The sequence below is a fragment of the Morganella psychrotolerans genome (assembly GCF_965118875.1).
Taxonomy (GTDB): domain Bacteria; phylum Pseudomonadota; class Gammaproteobacteria; order Enterobacterales; family Enterobacteriaceae; genus Morganella; species Morganella psychrotolerans_C.
This window is the reverse complement of the sequence record NZ_CBCPJD010000001.1, coordinates 388,983-413,054: the sequence shown is the minus strand read 5'-3', so window position 1 is coordinate 413,054 and position 24,072 is coordinate 388,983. Positions and strand designations below refer to the sequence as shown.

General features: G+C 48.2%; 18 protein-coding genes. 7 read left to right on the top strand and 11 right to left on the bottom strand.

The genetic code is table 11. The features are described 5' to 3' along the window. The first annotated feature begins 18 nt into the window (after positions 1-18). Positions 19-1,209, top strand: coding sequence for a MalY/PatB family protein (locus ACMHKJ_RS01920; protein WP_413491790.1), 1,191 nt, complete (start codon positions 19-21; stop codon positions 1,207-1,209). A gap of 287 nt (positions 1,210-1,496) precedes the next feature. Here ACMHKJ_RS01920 and ACMHKJ_RS01915 read toward each other — a convergent pair whose 3' ends face one another. Together ACMHKJ_RS01915 and ACMHKJ_RS01910 are read right to left on the bottom strand one after the other, a co-directional pair. Next, the gene (locus tag ACMHKJ_RS01915; protein WP_413491789.1) at positions 1,497-2,201 is read right to left on the bottom strand and encodes a PadR family transcriptional regulator; all 705 of its coding nucleotides are present in this window, start codon (positions 2,199-2,201) and stop codon (positions 1,497-1,499) included. A 332-nt stretch (positions 2,202-2,533) separates the two neighbouring features. Further along, entirely contained in the window at positions 2,534-3,544 is a 1,011-nt protein-coding gene (locus tag ACMHKJ_RS01910) for an NAD(P)H-quinone oxidoreductase (RefSeq protein ID WP_413491788.1), read from the bottom strand. A gap of 597 nt (positions 3,545-4,141) precedes the next feature. Here ACMHKJ_RS01910 and fnr point away from each other — a divergent pair. Together fnr and uspE are read left to right on the top strand one after the other, a co-directional pair. After that, a complete protein-coding gene (gene fnr / locus ACMHKJ_RS01905; RefSeq protein WP_413491786.1) occupies positions 4,142-4,900 on the top strand; it encodes a fumarate/nitrate reduction transcriptional regulator Fnr in 759 nt (252 codons plus the stop codon). 148 nt (positions 4,901-5,048) lie between these two features. After that, positions 5,049-5,996, top strand: a complete 948-nt coding sequence (uspE, locus tag ACMHKJ_RS01900) for a universal stress protein UspE (protein WP_413491785.1) — start codon at positions 5,049-5,051, stop codon at positions 5,994-5,996. A 106-nt stretch (positions 5,997-6,102) separates the two neighbouring features. Here uspE and pntB read toward each other — a convergent pair whose 3' ends face one another. Beyond that, on the bottom strand, positions 6,103-7,494 hold the full coding sequence (pntB, locus tag ACMHKJ_RS01895; protein WP_413491784.1) for a Re/Si-specific NAD(P)(+) transhydrogenase subunit beta: 1,392 nt from the start codon (positions 7,492-7,494) through the stop codon (positions 6,103-6,105). 5 nt (positions 7,495-7,499) lie between these two features. Further along, complete coding sequence (pntA, locus tag ACMHKJ_RS01890; protein ID WP_413491783.1) at positions 7,500-9,029, bottom strand: Re/Si-specific NAD(P)(+) transhydrogenase subunit alpha; 1,530 nt, start codon at positions 9,027-9,029, stop codon at positions 7,500-7,502. A gap of 391 nt (positions 9,030-9,420) precedes the next feature. On the opposite strand from pntA, the gene ydgH reads away from it, so the two are divergent. Next, on the top strand, positions 9,421-10,377 hold the full coding sequence (gene ydgH, locus ACMHKJ_RS01885; RefSeq protein ID WP_413491782.1) for a DUF1471 family protein YdgH: 957 nt from the start codon (positions 9,421-9,423) through the stop codon (positions 10,375-10,377). 268 nt (positions 10,378-10,645) lie between these two features. Continuing rightward, positions 10,646-12,037 (top strand): basic amino acid/polyamine antiporter, encoded by a 1,392-nt coding sequence (locus ACMHKJ_RS01880; RefSeq protein WP_413491780.1) that lies wholly within the window; start codon positions 10,646-10,648, stop codon positions 12,035-12,037. A gap of 226 nt (positions 12,038-12,263) precedes the next feature. Here the strand turns inward: ACMHKJ_RS01880 and ACMHKJ_RS01875 are convergent, their stop codons facing one another. The 4 genes from ACMHKJ_RS01875 to hrpA form a co-directional block, all read right to left on the bottom strand. Next, the gene (locus tag ACMHKJ_RS01875; RefSeq protein ID WP_413491779.1) at positions 12,264-12,524 is read right to left on the bottom strand and encodes a bacteriocin immunity protein; all 261 of its coding nucleotides are present in this window, start codon (positions 12,522-12,524) and stop codon (positions 12,264-12,266) included. Between the two features lie 95 nt (positions 12,525-12,619). Beyond that, complete coding sequence (locus ACMHKJ_RS01870; RefSeq protein WP_413491778.1) at positions 12,620-12,883, bottom strand: bacteriocin immunity protein; 264 nt, start codon at positions 12,881-12,883, stop codon at positions 12,620-12,622. A 3-nt stretch (positions 12,884-12,886) separates the two neighbouring features. Beyond that, a complete protein-coding gene (locus ACMHKJ_RS01865; protein ID WP_413491777.1) occupies positions 12,887-14,623 on the bottom strand; it encodes a colicin-like bacteriocin tRNase domain-containing protein in 1,737 nt (578 codons plus the stop codon). 269 nt (positions 14,624-14,892) lie between these two features. Further along, positions 14,893-18,786 (bottom strand): ATP-dependent RNA helicase HrpA, encoded by a 3,894-nt coding sequence (gene hrpA, locus ACMHKJ_RS01860; RefSeq protein ID WP_413491776.1) that lies wholly within the window; start codon positions 18,784-18,786, stop codon positions 14,893-14,895. A 211-nt stretch (positions 18,787-18,997) separates the two neighbouring features. On the opposite strand from hrpA, the gene ACMHKJ_RS01855 reads away from it, so the two are divergent. Then, entirely contained in the window at positions 18,998-19,603 is a 606-nt protein-coding gene (locus ACMHKJ_RS01855; protein ID WP_413491775.1) for an FMN-dependent NADH-azoreductase, read from the top strand. 65 nt (positions 19,604-19,668) lie between these two features. On the opposite strand, the gene ACMHKJ_RS01850 is transcribed toward ACMHKJ_RS01855, so the two are convergent. From ACMHKJ_RS01850 to ACMHKJ_RS01840, 3 genes are read right to left on the bottom strand one after another with little or no spacing between them, the layout of a single operon-like run. Further along, positions 19,669-20,022 carry a YdbL family probable chaperone protein gene (locus ACMHKJ_RS01850; RefSeq protein WP_413491774.1) on the bottom strand — a complete coding sequence of 118 codons (354 nt, stop codon included), beginning with the start codon at positions 20,020-20,022 and terminating at the stop codon, positions 19,669-19,671. Positions 20,023-20,030: 8 nt separating this feature from the next. Then, entirely contained in the window at positions 20,031-20,222 is a 192-nt protein-coding gene (locus tag ACMHKJ_RS01845; protein ID WP_413491773.1) for a YnbE family lipoprotein, read from the bottom strand. Beyond that, entirely contained in the window at positions 20,219-22,849 is a 2,631-nt protein-coding gene (locus ACMHKJ_RS01840) for a YdbH family protein (RefSeq protein WP_413491772.1), read from the bottom strand. Before ACMHKJ_RS01840 ends, ACMHKJ_RS01845 begins: the two co-directional genes overlap by 4 nt. A gap of 192 nt (positions 22,850-23,041) precedes the next feature. Between ACMHKJ_RS01840 and ACMHKJ_RS01835 the strand changes: the two genes are divergently transcribed. Next, on the top strand, positions 23,042-24,046 hold the full coding sequence (locus ACMHKJ_RS01835; RefSeq protein WP_413491770.1) for a 2-hydroxyacid dehydrogenase: 1,005 nt from the start codon (positions 23,042-23,044) through the stop codon (positions 24,044-24,046). The last annotated feature ends 26 nt before the right edge of the window (positions 24,047-24,072 follow it).

Below are 24,072 nucleotides of genomic sequence, written 5' to 3'. Positions count from 1 at the left end.
TTTTTCCCCGGAGAAACTATGTCATCAGAAGCTATGCCATCTTCATTTTCTGTTCCGGTCGATCGCCACGGAACCTATTGTACTCAATGGGATTTTGTACAGGATCGTTTTGGTCAGGCCGATTTACTGCCGTTTACTATCTCTGATATGGATTTTGCCACCGCCCCGGCAATTTTGCAGGCAATCACTGACCGCACCACACATGGCGTATTCGGTTACAGCCGCTGGCAGCATGCGGATTTTCTCAGCGCAGTCGCACACTGGTTTTCATCCCGCTTTCAGGCAGAAATCGATACGCAATCGCTGGTTTATGGTCCGTCTGTGATTTATATGGTCAGTCAGATGATCCGTTTGTGGTCACAACCCGGTGACGGTGTTCTGGTTCATACCCCGGCGTACGACGCTTTTTATAAAACCATCACCGGAAACGAACGCAATATTGTGCCGTGCCTGCTGGAGAAAACAGCAGGTGGCTGGTGGTGTGATATGGAAAAGCTGGAGGTGCTGCTGGCACGACCGGACACCCGTATCATGCTGCTGTGCAGCCCGCATAATCCGACCGGTAAAGTCTGGACCAGGGCAGAGCTGGAGACAATGGCACAACTGTGTGAGCGCCATAATGTGAAAGTGATCAGTGATGAAATCCATATGGATTTGTGCTGGTCGCCGCATCAGCACACGCCGTGGTCTGAGGTCGGGCGTCAGGAATGGGCACTGTTCACCTCAGCGTCGAAGTCTTTTAATGTGCCGGCGCTGACCGGCGCTTACGGGCTTATTAATAATGCGGTATCCCGCGAGGCATATTTTCACCGGCTGAAAGCCTGTGACGGGCTCTCTTCTCCGGCGATTCTGGCGGTTATTGCTCATATTGCTGCATACCGGAACAGTGCGCCGTGGCTTGATGAACTGCGTGATTATCTGTTTGCTAACTTACAATATGTTAAACAGCGGTTGGATGATGCATTTCCTGAGCTTAACTGGCAGGTGCCGCAATCGACCTATCTTGCCTGGATAGATCTGAACCCGCTGAACATTGATGACAATGCACTGCAAAATACGCTGATTAACCGGGAAAAAGTGGCGATCATGCCGGGATATATTTACGGAGAAGAAGGTTGCGGATTTTTACGTCTTAATGCCGGATGCCCGCGGGAAAAACTTGCCGCAGGCATGGATAAATTAATAAGTGCGCTGAGAACGTGCACTTGAGGTATGACGGGTATATCTGTTTTTTACGGACCGGAATATAACTATCCTCTTATTCATTCAGGTTGCAGGTTCGTTGCCTGCATCCTGAATGACATTGGGTACACATCCCGGTTATTCATGTATGCCGACCTTATTGCGTAAAGCCCGGCGTAAATAAGAAAACGGTAAACCGGGACATATTTTATCTCCCGGTCTGCCGGTCTTCACCGCTTCCTGTTTTTCATCCTTTACCGGCGCTGTCTGCGCTTGCGGTTGGATCTTGCCGGAGGTGGTGTTATCCGCCATTTTTATTTCCCTTCTTTACTGAGCGCGTCGTTAACGGCTTCTATTTTTTGCACGGCATCATTAAGAATATCTGCGATTTTGCTGAGCTTGTCTGCATCCAGTTCGCTGGTGACCAGCTTGTGGCGCAGTAATGCCCGTAAATTACCGAGAGCCTGTTCGATTTCATCGGATAACAGAGAGCCACGGCGGAAAGAGTCTGTTTCTTTCAGGCGTAGCGCAATTTGCTCAAGAACCCCGGCGTTTTCATCCAGATGCAGCTTCCCTTCCGGTGTCAGGCTGTAACTCTTGCGACCATTGCCTGTATCTTCGGCGACAATCAGAAACTGGTCTTCAAGCAGTGTCAGTGTCGGATAAATCACACCAGGGCTGGGTGTATACAGACCTGATGTTAACTGACTGATAGATTTGATTAATTCATAACCATGACTTGGTTTTTGATTAAGGTTGGCCAGCATCATGATGCGCAGGTCACCGTGATCTAACAGACGACGCAGACCTTTGCCCCGTCCGCCCCGGCGCTGGCCCCGGTGTTCTCCGTGTTCATGGTGATCCCCATGGCAATCGTGTTCACCGCGTTCGTGGTGGTCACCATGACAGCAGCGTTTACTTTGTCCGTGATGTTCGTCGTGACAACTGCCATGCCCGCCGTGACGTTGACGCCCTTCCTGTGCATCGCAGGCGCGATGACGTAATGCATGTAAAAACATAGGGTAATTCCTTTTATGATCAATAGTTTTAATTCACGACTGATATTATACCCAACGTCATTCAGGATGCAGGCAACGAACCTGCAGTTTGAATGAATAAGGGTATAGATATATCTGTTTCGCTTTATGGATAACTATAGCTACCCCGGGATAAAAGGTCAATTTAGATATATCTAAAGCAGCACAATTTGCGCTTAATGTGAATGATAACCACTCTCATATTATAGCGCACAGGCGGGATGCTCTATCAACAAATAATGCTGATATGCCCGGCGGGCTGAGTTTGCCGGGCATCTTGAATGACGTTGGGTGTAGTGCATAAAACAGAAGGATCAGAAGTCAGGATTGGTCAGAATGATTTTACCGGTTAAATCCCCTGACTCCATCAGTTGATGGGCTTTTACCACGTCTGCCAGATCAAAAGTATGGCTTATCAGCGGTTTTATCTTCCCTGCCCGTAATAATGGCCAGACTTTTTGTGCAAGGTCACGGGCAATAACAGCTTTTTCTTCCGGTGTCCGCGCCCGCAGGGTTGATCCTGTGTGGGTCAGGCGTTTTACCATCAACGGCATCATATTCAGGTTTTGCGGATTGCCGCGCATCAGCCCTATCTGGATTATCCGCCCCGCTTTTGCTGCGACCTCATAGTTTTTCTGAATATAATCGCCGCCGATAATATCCACAACCATATTGACACCCTGCCCGCCGGTCAGGTCAGGAATGACCTGTGCGAAATCGGCTTCCCGATAATTAATCACATGATCGGCACCGAGCTGGCGGGCAATATCGGCTTTTTCTGCTGAGCCGACGGTGGTGTACACCGTTGCACCAAATGCTTTCGCCAGCATGATTGCCACACTGCCGATACCGGATGTGCCGCCGTGAATCAGCACACTCTCTTCACTCTGCAACTTACCGATCTGAAAGACATTCGCCCAGACCGTAAAGAAATTTTCAGGAATACCGGCTGCATCCGTATAACTCAGGTTTTCCAGAGGCAGAGCGATACTGTCATGGACTAGGCAGTATTGTGCGTATCCGCCGCCTGCCACAAGCGCGCAAATTTTATCACCCACCTGCCAGCGTTTACAATCCTCACCAACGGCGACCACTTCACCCGCAATTTCAAGCCCCGGAACAGGAGAGGCATCCGGCGGTGGCGGGTAACTGCCCATCCGCTGAAACACATCAGGCCGGTTAACTCCGGCAGCCGCGACTTTAACCAGCAGGTATTCTCCCTGTACCTTAGGCAATGGCGTTTCAATTACCTGTAATACCTCCGGACCACCGGGTTTGGTAATATCTATTGCCATCATTGATTCGGGTAATGTATGTGAAATCATTACGTTTCCTTAAACAGTCCTGGGATACCCTTATTCACTCAAACTGCAGGTTCGTTGGCTGCACCTTAAATGACGTTGGGTATATAGTAATAAGTCTTTTTATGACTACTTTTAGGCTTCAGATAAATTTATAGCGGTGTCATCATACCGCCACTTATAAAAGATAGCATAGCTAGATGGCGAAAATGTAATACCGGTAATATCTTCTTTTATATTTCCATGACAAAATAAGGGATATTTTTACGCTCCCGCTAAACGTCATTTCATTGCAAAGTTTCGTTGCAAATATGTGATTTAATTTAATGTATCACGCTATTTTACAACTAATGATGAACGTCTTATTTACATTTGTATATATTATTAACATGTTGATCTGTAATAAATTGACCTGAAATTGACTTATCCGTTGTTTCCGGTCGGATTAATGAGACTTTAATCAAAAAAATTACATTACGACATCACGAAAAAAGCATATTATGTCAATATTATGCGCCTGTTTTTAGCCGGGTATAATTATATTTAAACTCAGACCACTTACCACTTTTGGTAGTCTGTGATAAAATTGATTCAAATCAATATTATTTCAAGAGCAAGCCTATGATCCCGGAAAAACGTGTAGTACGTAGAATTCAATCAGGCGGCTGTGCGATCCATTGTCAGGATTGCAGCATCAGCCAGCTGTGTATCCCTTTTACGCTTAATGAGCATGAGCTGGATCAGCTTGATAATATCATTGAGCGCAAGAAACCTATCCAGAAAGGTCAGGCACTGTTTAAAGCCGGAGACGAACTGAAATCTCTGTATGCTATCCGCTCCGGAACCATCAAGAGTTATACCATCACAGAAGAAGGTGATGAGCAAATCACCGGTTTCCATCTGGCCGGTGACCTGGTGGGTTTTGATGCCATTATCAATACTGAACACCCGAGCTTCGCACAGGCACTGGAAACATCCATGGTCTGCGAAATTCCGTATGAAACCTTAGATGACCTCTCAGGAAAAATGCCGAATTTACGCCAGCAGATGATGCGCCTGATGAGCGGCGAAATTAAAGGCGACCAGGAAATGATCCTGCTGTTGTCTAAAAAGAATGCAGAAGAACGCTTAGCGGCATTTATTTATAATTTATCACGTCGTTTTGCGCAGCGTGGTTTTTCTCCGCGTGAGTTCCGCCTGACCATGACCCGTGGTGATATCGGTAACTATCTCGGCCTGACTGTCGAAACGATCAGTCGTTTACTGGGGCGTTTCCAGAAAAGCGGCATGCTGGCAGTAAAAGGCAAGTACATTACCATTGAAGATATGGATCAGCTGGCGGCTCTCGCCGGCAAAGTACCTGCTATGCCGCAGGACTGATTAATAAAGCCCCCCCGGGATTGCATTTCTCTGCACTATAATCAGCACCAGACCGAATTATTTCGGTTTGGTGCTAATATTTCCTACATTCCTGCTCCGGTTTGGTTTATCTTTACAGATACGAATCCCGTTCCGCGAGGAGAGATGAATGTCTGACTATCAGAACCTCTTAGTTGCAATAGACCCCAATCAGGATGATCAGCCGGCATTACGGCGTGCGGTATATATCGTGCAACGCAATGGCGGACGAATCAAAGCTTTCTTACCTATCTATGACCTCTCTTATGACATGACAACCCTGCTCTCTCCGGAAGAGCGGGATGCGATGCGCAAAGGCGTGATCGCTCAGCGCAGTGCATGGATTAAACAGCAGGCGCGTTATTATCTGGAAGCCGGCATCGATATTGAAGTAAAAGTCGTGTGGCATAACCGCCCTTATGAAGCCATTATCAAAGAAGTGATCAGCGGCGGGCATGACCTGATGCTGAAAATGGCACATCAGAATGATAAGTTTGAGTCACTGATATTCACCCCGCTTGACTGGCATCTGCTGCGCAAATGTCCGTGTCCGGTCTGGATGGTGAAAGATAAAGTCTGGCCGGAACAAGGTTCTGTTGTGGTCGGCGTGAATCTGTCAAATGAAGAGTCTTATCACGATGCACTGAATCTGAAGCTGGTGGCTATCACACAGGAGCTTGCCAAACGGATAGTCAAAGACCCCGCTATTCATCTGGTCAGTGCGTATCCGGTTGCCCCTATTAATATCGCAATCGAATTGCCGGATTTTGACCCGAACACCTATAACAATGCCCTGCGCGGGCAACATCTTATCGCGATGAAAGAGCTGCGGCAGAAATTCGCTATCGGTGAGGAATACACGCATGTTTACGAGGGATTACCGGAGAAAGTCATTCCTGAAGTCACTGCACAACTGCATGCCGGGGTAGTTGTACTAGGTATTATCGGGCGGACCGGGATTTCAGCGGCGTTCCTCGGTAACACCGCGGAGCATGTCGTTGATCATCTCAAGTGCGACCTTCTGGCAGTAAAACCGGATGGTTTTGTGTGCCCGATTGATACTGACGATGATGATTAATCACTGATTGATTAGTTTTCGGCTATATAAAAGCCGCATAAAAAAAGCGGGTGATTATTATTAATCACCCGCTTTTTGCTTTAACAACTAATGTTAACCGCCGGTTTTACAGTGAACGTAAAATAGCTTCACAACTGGCTTTGGCATCGCCAAATAACATCTGGGTATTTTCTTTAAAGAAAAGCGGATTCTGAACCCCGGCATAACCGGTATTCATCGAACGTTTGAATACAATTACGTTCTGCGCTTTCCATACTTCCAGAACAGGCATTCCTGCAATCGGACTGTTCGGGTCATCCAGCGCCGCCGGGTTAACCGTATCATTCGCGCCGATAACCAGAACCACATCGGTATCTTTGAAATCATCATTGATTTCATCCATTTCCAGCACGATGTCATACGGCACTTTTGCTTCAGCCAGCAACACATTCATGTGACCGGGCAGACGCCCTGCCACCGGATGGATACCAAAACGTACCTTGATGCCTTTATCACGCAGCTTCTGCGTAATATCATGCACAGGGTACTGTGCCTGGGCAACCGCCATACCATAGCCCGGGGTGATGATAACGGATGTGGCATTTTTCAGCATATCCGCCACTTCTTCTGCGTTAACTTCACGGTGCTCGCCGACTTCTTCATCACCGGAGCTTGCGGTTCCGTCTGTTCCGAAGCCGCCTGCAATGACACTGAAGAAGGAGCGGTTCATTGCCTTACACATAATATAAGACAGAATCGCACCGGACGAACCAACCAGCGCACCTGTGACAATCAATAAGTCATTACTCAGCATGAAACCGGCTGCTGCTGCTGCCCATCCTGAATAGGAATTGAGCATAGACACCACGACCGGCATATCCGCACCGCCGATAGAGGCGACAAGGTGCCAGCCGAATGCCAGGGCAATCACTGCCATCACGATTAATGTGAGAACCTGTAACCCTGCGCTGTCAGTTTTGACAAAGGTCCATAACAACAGGAAAGTGATAACCAGTGCCGCCAGGTTTAGTTTGTGGCGGTTAGGCAGCATCAGCGGTTTTGAGGATAATTTACCGCATAATTTTCCGTACGCAACAATTGAGCCGGTGAATGTTATCGCGCCGATAAATATGCCAAGAAATACTTCAGTCAGGTGAATATTATTCATCACCGATGACGTCAGCGCCTGGTTGTGATCCATATAACTGTTGAAACCGACCAGAACAGCGGCCAGACCCACAAAGCTGTGTAAAATAGCAACCAGCTCCGGCATTTCAGTCATTTCGACTTTACGCGCCAGACGAATACCAATCACAGCACCAATCACCATCGCCACAATGATCCAGCCGATATTGGATGAATACGGTCCGAAAATGGTGGCAGCCAGCGCGATAGCCATCCCGATCACACCCAGCAGATTACCCCGCTGAGAGGTTTCGTGGCGGGATAACCCTGCAAGACTGAAAATAAATAAGATTGCGGCAACAATATATGCCGCTGTAACGACTCCGCCAGACATATTCATTACCCCTTACGAAACATTTTAAGCATACGCTGAGTGACGGTGAAACCGCCGAAGATATTGATACTGGCAATCAGCACCGCAATAAAGGAGAAAAATGTTACCCAACCTCCGCTGCCTATTTGCAGAAGTGCGCCGACAACAATAATGCCCGAAATTGCATTGGTTACCGCCATTAATGGCGTGTGTAGTGCATGGCTGACATTCCAGACCACGTAGTAACCAACCACACAGGAGAGCGCAAAAACAGTAAAGTGGGATAAAAACTCCGCCGGAGCGACATTTGCGAGCCAGGCAAACAGAACAAACGCCAGTGCCATCAGTCCGTATTTCAGCCACGGAGACATTGGTTTTGCCGGTTTTTTCTCAGCTTTCACCGCAGCAGGTTTTGCCTGCGGTTGAGCGGAAACCTGAATCGGCGGTGCCGGCCAGGTGATTTCACCAGCTTTTACCACGGTCAGACCACGAATAACGACATCATCAAAATCAATAGTGATTTCGCCATTTTTCTCTTTGCACATCAGCTTCATCAGGTTCACCAGGTTGGTGCCGTAAAGCTGAGAGGATTGAGTTGCCAGACGCGCGGCGAGATCGGTATAACCGATGATTTTCACCCCGTTTCCGGTGGTATGGATCTCACCCGGCACTGTCAGTTCACAGTTACCGCCGTTTTGTGCGGCTAAATCAACGATCACACTGCCCGCTTTCATCGACTCAACCATGTCTTTTGTGATGAGTTTTGGTGCCGGACGTCCCGGGATCAGTGCGGTGGTTACAATGATATCAACGTCTTTTGCCTGTTCAGCAAACAGCGCCATTTCTGCCTTAATAAAGGCCTCTGACATTACTTTTGCGTAACCGTCACCACTGCCTGCGGCTTCCTCGAAATGCAGCTCGAGGAAATCAGCGCCCATACTGTTGACCTGCTCTTTTACTTCAGGACGGGTATCGAACGCACGGACAATTGCGCCCAGGCTACCTGCGGCACCAATGGCGGCAAGACCGGCAACACCAGCTCCGATAACCAGCACTTTCGCCGGCGGGATTTTACCGGCAGCGGTGATTTGACCGGTGAAAAAACGACCGAATGCATTGGCGGCTTCAACAATTGCGCGGTAACCGGCGATATTGGCCATTGAACTGAGCGCATCCAGTGACTGAGCACGGGAAATACGCGGAACCGAGTCCATTGCAAACACGTTAACGCCCTGCGCCGACAACTTTTCAAGCAGCTGCGGGTTCTGGGCAGGCCAGATAAAGCTGACCAGAGAACTGCCTGCTTTCATCAGCGGAATTTCACTGTCCAGCGGTGCGTTCACTTTAAAAATAATGTCAGATTGCCAGACATCCTGCGTGCCGGCGATATCTGCACCGGCTTCACGGTAAGCGTTGTCATCAAAACTGGCAAGATGACCGGCTCCTGTTTCAACAACCACATCAAACCCGAGTTTTTTCAGTTGTACAATGGTAGCCGGCGTGGCGGCTACCCGGGTTTCACTGGACTGTCGCTCTTTTGGTACACCAATACGCATAATGTTCCCTTACATAAGCTCAAGTGTTTTACGGGCATGCTGGTCAGACTTGTGCATAAAAAAACAGCCATCTGCACGAAATCAGATCAAACACACCCTTTTATCTGAAATGTCCTAATAACCTACTGAAAAATGTGATATCGATCCATCTAATTTATTCGTAAATTCATACTAAACAGTATTTCCCCGGACAGAAAATTATTTTGCCGATAAATGACTATGATTGCATAAATTTGTGGTAAAAATAGCTGTATGATTAACAGTCTTAAATTCGCACGACAAATTAAAGCGACAACAAGCACAAATACATGTCATAATCGGGCGGCCAGGATATAAAATTACAGGTTCAGCACGTTATGAATATTAATTGCGCAAGGCGGAAGGATTTTGTATGAAGCTGAAAACAACGGTCATCGCATCTGCGATGTTTTTTTCATTTACGAGTCTGCTGCCGGTTCACGCAGCACAGGAATTAACGCCGGAGCAAGCGGCTCAATACCAACCTTTTGAGCGCATTGCCGTTACAGGCCGTTTCAATGCAATTTACGAAGCTGCTGCCGCCGTTTCCCGTAAAGCAGACAAAATGGGTGCCGATGCTTTCTATATCCAGAGCCTCGATGATCTTAACAGCAACGGAAATATGCGTGTAGTTGCTGATGTTTACCACAAAGATGCGGCACCCGCTGAAAAGAAAAACTACCGGTCATTCCGCGGTATTAATGAATTACCGGAAAAAGATGCCGTTGGTCTCCAGCCTTTCGACACAGTGACGGTAAACGGGTATTTCGCCAACAGTCCTGATCTGAATGATGCTATTGCCAAAGAAGCCATCAAAAAAGGCGCAGCCTCTTTCTTTATCGTCCGTAATATCTTTACCAATGACGGCGGTAATCAGCTGGCAACGGCGTATGTTTATAAAGCCGATGCACCTAAACGTATTCTTCAGACAGATGAAGCACTGATCCCTGCTGATTCAGATGCCGGCCGTGCCGCACTGGCAGCCGGTGGTGAAGCAGCTAAACAGGTAGAAATCCCGGGCGTTGCCTCTTCAACAGATACTGCCGGTAACAGCGTAGGCCGTTTCTTTGAAACCCAGGCATCACGCGGTGGGCGTTATACTGTTACCCTGCCGGACGGCACTAAAGTAGAAGAGCTGAATAAAGCCTCTGCGGCCGTCATGGCACCGTTTGACAGCGTAACTTTCACCGGTTATTACACGACCTCTCCGGAAGTATCTTATCAGGTGGCCAAACGCGCAGCAGCCAAAGGTGCTAAGTTTTACCACATTACCCGCCAATGGCAGGCCAGTGGTGGTAACGTGACTATCAGCGCGGATTTATACAAATAAATCCATGCCGGTCAGCAAAAAAAGCGTATCGTCTGATACGCTTTTTTTATACCTTTAATTTAGTACGTTAACCTTATCCTCACAATCTGCTGCTAATGGATTAAGTAACAGCGAATATGCATAATATAATGCAATTAATGCATGATTAAACATTGCATATCCCCCTGACTCTCCGTACAATCAGCGCCAATTTTTGCGTATTCAGTCAAATTGATTGCATGAATACCCTGTACATATATTACCGTTGCAAACTTACCGGGATGGTACTTTGGATAAAAAACTCAGTTTAACCGCGCTTACGGCATTAGTGCTCAGTTCAATGGTCGGCGCCGGTGTTTTCAGCCTGCCGCAAAATATGGCGGAAGTCGCCAGCCCCGCGGCGCTGATTATCGGTTGGTCAATTACCGGCGTCGGTATTCTCTTTCTCGCTTTTGCATTACTGCTTCTTTCCCGTCTGCGCCCTGATCTCGATGGCGGTATTTTTACGTATGCCAAAGATGGATTCGGCGAGCTGATAGGTTTTTGCTCTGCGTGGGGATATTGGCTGTGCGCCGTGATTGCCAATGTGTCGTATCTGGTTATCGTGTTCGCTGCATTCAGTTTTTTTACCGATACACCCGACCATATTGTTTTTGGTGATGGTAATACCTGGCAATCACTGATTGGTGAATCTGTTCTGTTGTGGATTGTTCATTGTCTGGTCCTGCGTGGTGTTCAGACTGCTGCCGGTATTAATAAACTTGCCACATTTGCCAAGCTGGTGCCTCTCGGCCTGTTTATTGTGCTTGCCGTGATAGCCTTCCGATGGGATACGTTCCACCTGGATTTTACCGGTGTTGAGCTGGGTGTCCCGGTCTGGCAACAGGTGAAAGATACTATGCTTATCACATTGTGGGTTTTTATCGGTATTGAGGGTGCGGTTGTCGTCTCTGCCCGTGCACGGCGGCGTAAAGATGTCGGGTTGGCAACCATGTTTGCCGTGGTATCGGCATTAAGTATCTATATCTGTGTAACGCTGCTCTCTATGGGGGTTGTTGCCCGCCCGGAACTAGCTGAAATGCGCAACCCGTCGATGGCCACACTGATGGTTAATCTGATTGGCGGCAGCGGCGAAATTATTATTGCAGCCGGTTTGATAGTCTCTGTATGTGGCGCGTATCTGAGCTGGACAATTATGGCAGCAGAAGTCCCGTTTATTGCCGCACTTCATGGATCTTTTCCGTCTCCGTTCAAAAAACAGAATGCGAACAATACGCCATCGACATCATTATGGATGACAAACTGTGCTGTGCAGCTTGCACTGGTGCTGATCTGGCTGAGTGGCAGCAATTATAATACGTTGCTGACGATTGCGTCTGAAATGATTCTGGTGCCCTATTTCCTTGTCGGTGCTTTCCTGGTAAAAACCGCTCTGAGATTGAAAAAACCGGCACTGCTGGGCGTGGGAATGGTTGCGGCACTGTACGGATTATGGCTGATTTATGCCTCCGGCTTGCTTAATCTGCTGCTTTCCGTGGTGCTTTACGCACCGGGAATTCTGGTATTTCTGTACGCACTGAAAAATCGTGAAATAAAAACCACCCTGCACTTTGTTGAGTGGACCATTATAGCCCTTCTGCTGGCAGGCGCGGTTCCAGCGCTCTGGTATTTAATCCGATAGTTATCTGAGCTGAACGGGTCGATTGACCCGCTCGGCTATGTCTGTAAATACACACGCAGCCCTTTTATTCCTGTTAAGCAAATAGCATCGCGATAGTTTCCCTTTTCTGCTTTTAAAAAGAGACATATTGTATGTTGTAACTAAACAGGTATCTCAGTAAAAATGTGTGCTATATATTTTTCACGACTGTAATCAACACTGAGTTCGGCGGGTATAAGAGATTCATTCAACCTTTTTTAAATCCCTGCTTACCCTGACTGGCTCGCCATTCTTTCACTGTTTTCAAAATACCCGCCGGAGAATAATCTTCCCCATCATTAGGATAATAGATCAGGCCATTTCCACGAGGATGCTCCGATAATATAACGAAATGTCTAACCCATGATTTGTGCTCTTCCTCACTGGAAGTCTCTACATTACAAATCACCTGTAACAACTTCAAAAACTCCGCTTCGGTGTAATCACTGATACTATTTTTCATTTTCATATTTAAACACATCGTCTGTAAGCCAATAGCCAAATTTCCAATGAGTTGCCGGAATATCTCAGGTATCACCGTATTCCGGCAGCTCATCACTTAATTCAGCCTTTTTTAAACCCTGGTTTGCCCTGCTTAGCCCGCCATTCTTTAATTATTTTAGTTATCGCCTCAGGTGTGCTATCTGCATCTGACTGAGCGAAGTAAATTAAATCAGTACCATCAGGATGCTCTGTGATTTTTTCAAAATGACTGAGTAAGATATCTAATTGATCATCTGTCTCCGCTACATTTTCCTTATAAATTTCCTTCATCAGATCCAAAAATTCACTTTCAGTATAATCATTTATGCTATTTTTTAATTTCATTACTCAGTTACCTCTGTGAATATCAATATGACGTTTTGGTGTAGTAACACGGAGATTACCCATATCATAAACTTCCCCGCCCCGGCTAATAAGTTTATCGTGATGGATTTCAAATGAACTTCGTTTCCCTACAACCCCATTTTTCGGCGTTTTAGGAGCCTTACCAACCTGCATACGATCCCGGTTTCCCTTGATAAACTGCTTTGATAACTCAGTATCCTTAGAAACCTCTATCCAAAATTGCTTCCTGAAATCATCAAAGCTGCTAAATTTCTTGCCCCGTAATTTATCAGCAATACGATCAGGGATCTGTGCTCCGGCTTCTTTTCCTGCATCCTCCAGCCATTTATCACCAACCGTTTTACCTTTGCCTGTGGCGACTCCCGGTTGATTGCGTTTTTTCTCTTTATTTAGTTTATCTTCAGCGGATTTTTTCTTACTTTCTGCCTGTTTGCGGCTTTCTATCGCAACCGCCAGTGCATCTTTCGCCTGAGTATATTGGTGGATGATAGTTCGAATACTGTTCATCCGCTCTTTGTAACTCTCAGCCTCCTGTCTGGCATTACGAACTTCAAAAAACGCAAACGCCTTATGGGCTCTTGCCAGTTCTTCTTTTAGTTTGTCTAAATCAATATGTTTTACCGCATCATAATTTATCTGCGCCGTTTTCAGATTTACATCCGCTTTCGTAAAATTTTTATTCTCAATATCAAATTGCTCTTGTGCCGCCTCTACCGGATGCCGCGCCACCCAGTCTTTTTTCGCCTGCTCAATTATTTTTTTCTCTTCTTCCGGTTTTGGCTTTTCTGTAACAGAAATATAAATCGGTACATGATCGCCACCAAAATCAATCATGGCGTGATATGAACGATCGGTTTCTATAGAAGGAATATATTGATGCATGGCAGGCGCTGTATTTGGCTTTGCCAATTTTGATCTTCGTCGCTTATTTTTATAGATCTCAATGCGCATCGGCGTCATGCCGGGAACGACAGCCGCTGTATAGACATTCGGTTTATTTGTCTTTTGGGCTTTTACAACTGAAACGGGTGTCAAGGTAACAGGTGTTATGGCGACTCGCCGTGAGTTAGTCAGGTCATCAATCACCACCTGAGCAATGACACCAGCCGGAACTGCATCATATTTGTGAATTTCGTTCACGGGCACAGATGTTACAAGATTAGCCGGCAGTGTCGTAATACCGTAGACTTTTTGCTTATTGAAATCCACATCCCTGATATTAAAGTGCATTTTTGGTTCTGTTGCTATGGTTGCCGGATATAGCAAACCAAAAACCCCCATTACACGAACACCCCACGGACCATATTTGCTCAGAATGCCTGAGAAATATTCACCCAACTCAACAACCGCTGCATAAACAGATTCAGTAAACGCAGTTTCGACTAAGGTTGCACCGAAAACACCTTGCTTATTAGCGACTGATAATGCCGTGACGCCTATAACACCCAAATCGATTGAAGTTACTGATTCAGGATGTGAGTTTATATTTACACGTCCATTGGCAGATTCGCTATTACCTCTGCGGGAGCCTCCGAATTTATCCGGGTCATAGTGATGGATATCTCCGTAGGGCGTATTACTTGTCCCCCATCCACTACCACTGCCGGAACCACCACTTGATGAACCTCCGTTACCGCCAATTCCTGTCGGTCCGCCGTTGATATTGCCCCCTGTATCATGGGCACCACTGTTGTAACCATTTCCATCACCACCACTCATGATTGTGTCCTTTTATAAAATTAGCAATATGCCGGCTTTATACACAGCGATGACTAACCCTACACTCGAATCATGAGCTTTACTAAGCATCCATCAGTATAAAAAACGTCAGAATACAATGAATTAAACAACGTTTATTTTTTATTTATCACACCACAAATTTTAAATTTCACGTTATTTCACACAAAAAAAACGGGCACTTCTGTGCCCGCTGATGGGTAAAAAATCAATAACTGTACAAAAACACAGTGCCCCGTAAAAACGGCACTTTACCCACTGATTTGTGCCATTGCCTGAATGATCCGCTTATCTGACACCGGATATGGCGTGCCTAATTGTTGGGCAAACAGGCTGATCCTCAGCTCTTCAATCATCCAGCGCACTGCTTCGGCTTCCGGTTTACGTTTATCCACAGGTGACAATTTACCTTGCCATTGCTTCCAAAGGTTTTGAATATGCTCAATTTTATTCATATTGGCTCTGTCGCGGTTCACGTCCGCCATCAGTTTTTCAATACGCCGCTCTATTCCCTGCAAATAACGCAGAACATCCGGCAGGCGCTGCCAGCCATGTGATGTCACAAAGCCCGGGAAAACCAGACCGGACATCTGCGCTTTGATGTCAGAGAGCGCAAACGCCAATTGCATATCAATCCGCCCTTTCAGACGCTTGTTAATGGCAAATGTGGTTGTCAGGATCTGCTCCACCAGCCGGGCAATGCCGACCACGGTTTCATTCAGTTCCGCGCGGACAAATTCCTGTAGTTGCGCGAATTTTTCTTCCTGCCGGACAACGCCGCCAAACTGAGCAACCAGTTTATCGATACCGCAGGCGATACAGTCATCAATCAGCTCCAGCACCTTACCGTACGGGTTAAAATACAGACCGAGCTTGGCTTTATTCGGTAGTTTTTCATGGAGATATTTAACCGGAGACGGGATATTGAGCAGCAACAGACGCCGCGTTCCCGCCAGCATCGCCAGTTGTTGTTCAAATTCGGTTTCGAACACCTTAATCCCGACACTCTGCTTTTCATCAACCAGCGCAGGATAGGCTTTTACGGCATATCCGCCCCGCTTTTGCTCATAACAATCAGGAATATCGCCGAAACGCCAGATGTGCGCGCCGCTTTGTTCGATACCATCATCCACCACATCCGACAGTGTCTGCTGAACTTCCGCTTTCAGGCTGATCTTCAGAGCATCCAGGTCATATCCTTCCGCCAGTTTTTTCTGTTTATCGCCCACAACACGGAAAGTCATTTTCAGGTGAGACGGCACCTGCTCCGGCTGCCAGGATTCGCGGTCAATAGTCACACCCGTCATGCGGCGCAGTTCGCGCTCCAGCGCATCCAGCAGCCCGCCCTGCGGCTCAGGAACCCGCTGCATGAAAGCCCCGGCATAGTTAGGTGCAGGCACAAAATTACGCCGCACCGGTTTCGGCAGTGATTTTATCCATGCCATAATGAGCTCTTCCCGCAATCCCGGAATTTGCCAGTCAAATCCGTCCGGGCTGACCTGGTTGAGAACCGGCAGCGGAATATGCACGGTCACGCCATCGGCTTCAGTTCCGGGTTCAAACTGATAACTCAGACGGAATTTTAAATCCCCCTGATACCAGTAATTCGGGTAATCCTGCGCTGTTACCTGATCCGCATCAGAGCGGATAAGCATATTTTTCTCATAACTGAGAAAATCCGGTTTTTGCAGCCGCTCCCGTTTCCACCAGTTATCAAAGTGTTGCGATGAAACGATCTCCGGCGGCAGACGTGTATCATAGAAACTGAACAGGGTTTCGTCATCAACCAGAATATCGCGGCGTCGCGATTTGTGTTCCAGCTCTTCCACTTCATTACGCAACGTCTGATTGTCCCGGAAAAATGTATGCCGCGTCAGCCAGTCGCCTTCGACCAGTGCATTACGGATAAACAACTCACGGCACAGCGCAGGGTCAATATTGCCGTAATTGACCGGACGCGCCGCCACAACCGGCAGACCATAAAGAGTGACTTTTTCTGTCGCCATCACCGCACCCTGTGATTTCTCCCAGTGCGGCTCGCTGTAATGATACTTAACCAGATGCTGCGCTAGTGGCTCTATCCAGTCAGGCTCTATCTTCGCAGCAATGCGTCCCCATAAGCGGCTGGTTTCCACCAGCTCCGCCACCATCGCCCATTTTGGCGGCTTTTTAAACAGTCCGGAGCCGGGAAATATTGAGAAACGCGCATTACGCGCACCGGTAAACTCCTGCTTCTCAACATCTTTCTGCCCGATATGAGAAAGCAGCCCGCTCAGCAGTGACAGATGAATACTCCGGTGATCCGCCGGTTCGCTGTTCACCGGGATGCCCTGTTCTTTCACTACCTGGCGCAGCTGAGTATAGACATCCTGCCATTCGCGGATCCGCAGATAGTTGAGAAATTCCTGGCGACATTGTTTACGCAGTTGTGAATTGGATAAAACTTTTTGTTGCTCTTTCAGATAGTTCCACAGATTCACAAATGAAACAAAATCAGATTCTTTATCAACAAAGCGCCGGTGTTTTTCATCAGATGCCTGCTGTTTTTCCATCGGACGTTCACGCGGGTCCTGAATCGATAATGCCGCAGCAATGATCATTGTTTCACGGACAGCTCCGTGATTACGGGCTTCGAGTACCATTCTCGCCAGGCGCGGGTCAATCGGTAGTTTTGCCAGTTGGCGACCGGTCTGTGTCAGTTGATAGTGGTTTTCCTGCGAGGCATTGGTATCAATCGCCCCGAGTTCTTCCAGCAGTTTTACACCATCCTGGATATTGCGCTTATCCGGCGCTTCAACAAACGGAAACGCGCCGATATCACCCAGCCCGATAGCCGTCATCTGTAAAATAACGGAGGCCAGATTAGTGCGCAGAATTTCCGGATCGGTAAATTCCGGACGGGTCAGAAAATCATCTTCTGAATAGAGACGAATACAAATCCCGTCTGAAACACGCCCGCAGCGCCCTTTACGCTGATTGGCAGAAGCCTGTGAAATCGGCTCGACCGGCAGACGCTGGACTTTTGTCCGGTAACTGTAGCGGCTGATACGGGCAAAACCGGTATCAATGACATATTTGATGCCCGGCACCGTCAGGGAGGTTTCTGCTACGTTCGTCGCCAGAACAATCCGCCGGCCGGTATGTGGTTGAAAGATCCGGTTCTGTTCACTATTGGAGAGCCGCGCAAATAAAGGCAGAACTTCTGTAAATCGCAGATCTGCTTTATTGAGTGCATCGGCGGTTTCGCGGATCTCCCGCTCCCCGCTCATAAAGATAAGGATATCACCGGCACTTTCACGTCCGAGTTCATGGACCGCGTCCAGAATGCCCTGAGTCAGGTCACGATCCGCGTCATTGTCATCCCCCATCACCGGGCGGTAACGCACCTCTACCGGGTAAGTGCGCCCGGAGACTTCAATGATCGGCGCATTACTGAAATGACGTGAAAACCGTTCCGGGTCGATCGTTGCAGATGTGATGATCACTTTCAGATCAGGACGCTTCGGCAGAAGCTGACGCAGATAGCCCAGAATGAAGTCAATATTCAGGCTGCGTTCGTGTGCTTCATCAATAATGATCGTGTCATATTGCAGCAGGAGTTTATCCTGTTGTAATTCAGCCAGCAGTATCCCGTCTGTCATCAGCTTAATCAGCGAATTATCACCAACCTGATCACTGAAGCGGACTTTATATCCGACTGCCGCACCAAGCGGTACTTTCAGCTCTTCCGCAATACGGGAGCCGACGGTACGCGCCGCCAGACGCCGGGGTTGTGTATGGCCGATAAACCCGGTAATACCGCGTCCCAGCTCAAGACAGATTTTCGGGATCTGCGTGGTTTTCCCGGATCCGGTTTCCCCGGCAATGATCACCACCTGATGGTCGCGGATCGCGTTATAAATAACATCGCGCATCTGCGATACCGGCAGATTACCCGGATAGGTTATTTCCGGGCGGCTTGCTATCCGCTGCTCTGTCCGGGTAATGCCGTGCAGTATTTCATCCTGCAATGCGCTGAGCACTTTTCTCTGTGATTCCGGGTTATGTATTTTCGCAACACCGGAAAGCCGCTTGCGGAATTGCCATTGATCCCGCAGCGATAAATGGGGGATCAGTTGTTTTAATTCATTGAGAAGGGAATTCACCTTGCTGTCCTTCTGATAGATGGTCTGTAGCCTGTTGTCGCCTGTCCGGCGTAGCTTTTTGTGCGACGGATTCTTACCGTATCGTTATTATCCCGTTTTCGGTGTAACACATGCCGCATGATTTTCAGTAAACTCATGTTTTATGGCGGATGGATCCCTTCATTGTCATGTTTTTATTACATAAGCTGAATCACATATAACAAGGTTTACTATGCAAAAAATTCTCGTGCTCAAATCCAGCATTCTTGCGGGTCACTCTCATACCAACAAAATGGCGGATTATTTTATCGGACAATGGCGGAAAAATCATGCAGATGATGCGATTACTATCCGTGATCTCAGCGAAAACCCGGTTCCGGTGCTGGATAATGAAATCATTTCCGGCATGAATGTTCCGGCGGACGGAACCTTAACCGCGCGTCAGGTATCTGCCAATGCATTACAGACAGAACTGATTGATGAGCTCTTTGCTCATAATGTCATTGTATTCACTGCGCCAATGTATAATTTCACTATACCCACTCAACTGAAAACCTGGCTGGATTTTATCGCCTCTGCCGGTAAAACGTTCCGTTATACCGAAAACGGTGCCGAAGGTTTAGTGCTGGGTAAGCGCGCTATTGTACTGACTGCACGCGGCGGTTTCCACCGTGATCAGACATCTGACCTGATTGTGCCGTTTATGAAACAGTTCCTGGGTTTTATCGGGATCAATGAAATTGAATTCATTTTTGCCGAAGGTGTGGCAATGGGTGAAGAGTCTGCGGATAAAGCGCAGTGTGATGCACGCCTTTGTGTTGAGCAGTTATCCGCCTGATAACTGATTAATATAAGAACCAATACAGCAGCGAACTGTTTACAGGTTTTGCTGCTGTATATTATCTATTCTTTCTTCAGCCACTGCCCGTTAATGCCGAGGACATACTCCCCTTTTGGTGCCCGGGTAACCAGTTTTTGTCCGGCAATTTTTGCCACTTCATCGGCTTTCATCCGGTTGCCCTGTGCCAGTTCACTGTATTTTTGTGATCGGGCGGCATTAATCTCTTTTACCAGGTTTTTGACATCATTCCGTGAGGCCGCACTTTCAACCTGTGCAATATAGCCGCTGAAAGTTTCACCCGCCAGTCCCTGTTGCTTTGCTTCATCCAGCGTCAGCGCAAATGCTGAGCTGCTGACCATCAGTGTCAGTGCTGCCGCGCCAGTGCGGAATTTCCCTGCTTTAAATAATGTGCTCATTATTCACCTCAAAAAATAGCTGAATTGCTCTTCAGCAGATCTTCTACCTGACGGTCAATTTTGACATTAATTTCATGCTCTATTTTGACATTCATATTGATATCAATAGGTTTATCCGGGGTTGCAACTTCGACCCGCAAACATCCGCCCAGTGATATAATCATTAACGGCAATACCGCCCCTGCCATCCACTTTTTCATTCTGACTCCGTCGGATTTGACTCTTGCTGCTGTGAAATTGTTTTTTCCAGCCAGGCTTCCAGATTGCTGCCAAAACTCAGGCTGCGCCATAACTGAAACACATTTTCTTCATGATTGTAATTAAGATTCACCACACGCCGGGCATCCAGCACCGGATTGTAGCCGGAGATAACCGAACGCATGGTCAATACCCCTAAATTTGTCAGGTTAATATCGGTACGCACCCGTTTCATCACCAGATAATCCAGCCAGCTGATTGCTGTTCCTGCTGAGAGATTGTTCTCACTGACTGACGAGACAAACTGATTATCCAGATTCAGTGTCAGCGGGTCATCATTTTCAACCCAGCCGTTACGGACAATCCACTGCGGGTTATCAATATAAAACGGCAGTTCGCCGCTGATACTGCCTTCCAGACCAAACTGTGTCACCTTGAGAGTATTAATCAGCGGTCCGGTGGCCAGTTTATCCAGCCGGATCACTGCCGCCCCTTTCTGAGGAACAGATAATGATGCCATCGTTACCTGCCCGCCCAGCAAATCCAGACTGATACCTGACAATACCAGCGGATAACGATCACTGTACGGATAATAGCCCTGTAAATCTGCTTTAATATCGGTGACTTCAAATAAATTATTTACCCGCGCAATACGCAGTGTGACCGGTGCTTTGCTGCCGAGCTGCCAGCGACTGTCAGACAAACGCCACGGCAGCACAAAATCCACACCCTCAACTTCACCATCTTTCAGCCACATACTGCCTTGTTTTACCACCCAGTGGCCACCAGCGACAAATCCCTGATCCGGCGCGGCAGAGAATGCCGCCTGCGCATAAAACTCCCCGTTGCGCAGTGTTATCCCTGAATCAGACGGAATGAGAGTCTGAAAGGCGCGCAGATCCTGCTCAGGCCAGCGCGCTTCCCCCCGCAAACGGGTACCGTCCCAGCGGGTCCAGTACTGTATCGGCCCGACATTTTTTCCGGCAGATAATGTGCCTTTGACTGAAAAATCATGCGGATCACGCCCGGTCACCCGCATCACAAAGGTGGCGGATGGCAGATAGCTCTGGTCGATTTTGATTTTTTTTGTCGTCAGCTGAAATTGCCCGCTCAGTACGGGGTTCTCTGCGTCCCGCTGCCAGACAACCGGAGACAACAGTGTCACCGCGGGGGATTCCATCGACATCATGCCGTAACGGACCCCCTTAAACCCCGTATCCAGCCGCCTGATCCGGATTTCATTCTCTATCCAGGACCCGGCACCGGAAAATGTCCAGTCCGCATTCAGTGGTTTGACATTGCCTTTGCCCCAGACCTGCCAGTACCAGTGTCCGCTGTCGGGTAAAAACTCCCGCGCCTGACCTTTCATCTGAAAACGATAGCGGCCCAGTTCAGGATTATTAATCGTCACAATTGCATCCAGCGGACCGGAAATCCCCGACTGTGAGAGCCGCGTTCCCGCCAGCGGCAGGCGCAGTTCTTCCACCTGCAATGTCGGGCTGAGTTGCCCGCGGGCGCGGATCATGGCACCCGAGCTGATGCGTACCACCGGATCGGACAGCGTACCGGTCAGTACTGCCGGAAGCCGTCCCGCTGCCCACATATCCTGACTGTTTACCTGGCCGGCAAGTTCAAACGGGATCTCAAACCCGGTCAGTGACAGCCCGGTCTCCGGTAGTTGCAGCACAACGGTGCCTTTGCCACGCTTTCCCTGAGTGACCACAGAAATCCGCGCAGTAAGGCGCATATCCGTTATCGTTTTCTGCCAGTTGCTCAGAGTCGCATTCAGTGTTCCCCGCAAAGGTTGCTCTGCTTTATCCCAGCGCCATTCGCCATCCGTGATAGTGACGGTTTCCCCCGTTGCCGCCCAGGGAAGGCTCAGCAACAGTGTTTCGCTGTCTGTTTCGCGCAGAGTCAGTGTTCCCTGTTTTCCCTGCCAGTCAAATGTCAGTACCAGCGGTAGTGTCCGGGACGGGCTGACAATACCCGCCTGCAATTGCCCTTGTTCAGGCAGTGTTGCTGTATTGCCCGGCAATGTCAGACTGCCGGTGAGAGACAATTTATCCTCACCGGCAGCAATATTAAATTGTGACACCGTCACGCTCTGATCAGGGTTAATGGTAAGCTCTGTCTGAATATTTTTTCCCTGATACGACACATACTGCCCCGAAGCCCCTGACGTGGTCAGGCTCAGGCTGCCCTGATAATCCGGCACAGATGTAATCAGCACATCATCTATTGTCAGTGTGGCGGAAGGCAGTTGTGACAGCAGTACAGCAATATTGACGGGCTCACCTTCCGGCTGTCCGGGAGACGCCGGCAGTGTCTGCATGCATTCAGTGTCACTGGTCAGTCCGGCGGCATCAATCTGCCATTGCCCGGTGCGGCTGTAGCGGACAGAAAGGTTATGTCCGCCTGCCAGTGTGCAGTGGGTTCCCTTTAGTGCCCAGTCTGTAATGTAGATCCCGCGTCCGCGAAGTTCAGGCTGAGAGAGTGACAACGTCACGCCATCCGGCAGATACGATTTTACGACCACGGGGAGCCAGCGGGGTAATGTCAGCCAGATAACCGGTATTATCATCAACAACAAGACGGATAATACCACCAGCACTTTCAGTAATTTTTTCATGCGCCTTACCGGGTTAATTATGCGGTTTTCCACGGAGTTAACCGGAAAACCGCATTGGCTGCGTACAGTTACGTGAAGTTAGCGTTATACTGTACCGCAACAGATTCAATTATTTCTGAACTAAGGAACTGCCCTATTTTGTCAGGGCTATCCGGTTTAGTGTAGCGATTTATTTTAGCGGAGGAGTCCCGGATGAAAATTGTCAGTTACAGTACCAAACATTACGACCGCAAACACATGGATTTGGTGAATCAGGATCCGCGTTTTCAGTATGATATCGAATATTTTGATTTTCCGCTGACACAACAAACTGCCAAGAACGCCGTGGGTGCTGATGCGGTCTGTATTTTTGTTAATGATGACGCTAACCGTGACGTATTGCAGGAACTGGCTGACCTCGATATCCGTATCCTGGCGCTGCGCTGTGCCGGGTTTAATAATGTTGACCTTGCCGCCGCACAGGAACTGGGTATACAGGTTGTCCGTGTACCCGCCTATTCACCGGAAGCGGTTGCCGAACATGCCGTTGGTATGATGCTGAGCCTGAACCGCCGCATTCACCGCGCTTACCAGCGCACCCGGGATGCTAACTTTTCACTCGAAGGTCTGACCGGCTTTAATATGCATAACCGCACAGCCGGCGTTATAGGTACAGGTAAGATTGGTCTTGCGCTGCTGCGGATTTTAAAAGGATTCGGGATGCGGCTGCTGGTGTCAGATCCTTATCCTAACCAGGCAGCGCTGGATTTGGGCGCGGAGTATGTGGATCTGGATACGTTATTTGCTAACGCTGATGTTATCTCACTCCACTGCCCGCTGACCCCGGAAAATCATCACCTGCTGGATAAGCAGGTCTTTAATAAGATGAAAGACGGCGTGATGATAATCAATACCAGCCGTGGTGCGTTAATTGACTCAGCAGCAGCAATTGATGCACTCAAGCAACAGAAAATCGGGGCGCTGGGTATGGATGTCTATGAGAATGAGCGTGATTTATTCTTTGAAGATAAGTCAAATGATGTCATTCAGGATGATGTTTTCCGCCGCCTCTCCTCCTGCCACAATGTGCTGTTTACCGGTCATCAGGCATTTCTGACAGAAGAAGCGCTGCTGAGCATAAGTGAAACTACGCTGAACAATATTACTCAGCTGCATAGCAATGAAACATCCTGCAATCTTGTGTTACATAATCAGTGATCATTATGTAGTTTGTTACAAATTAT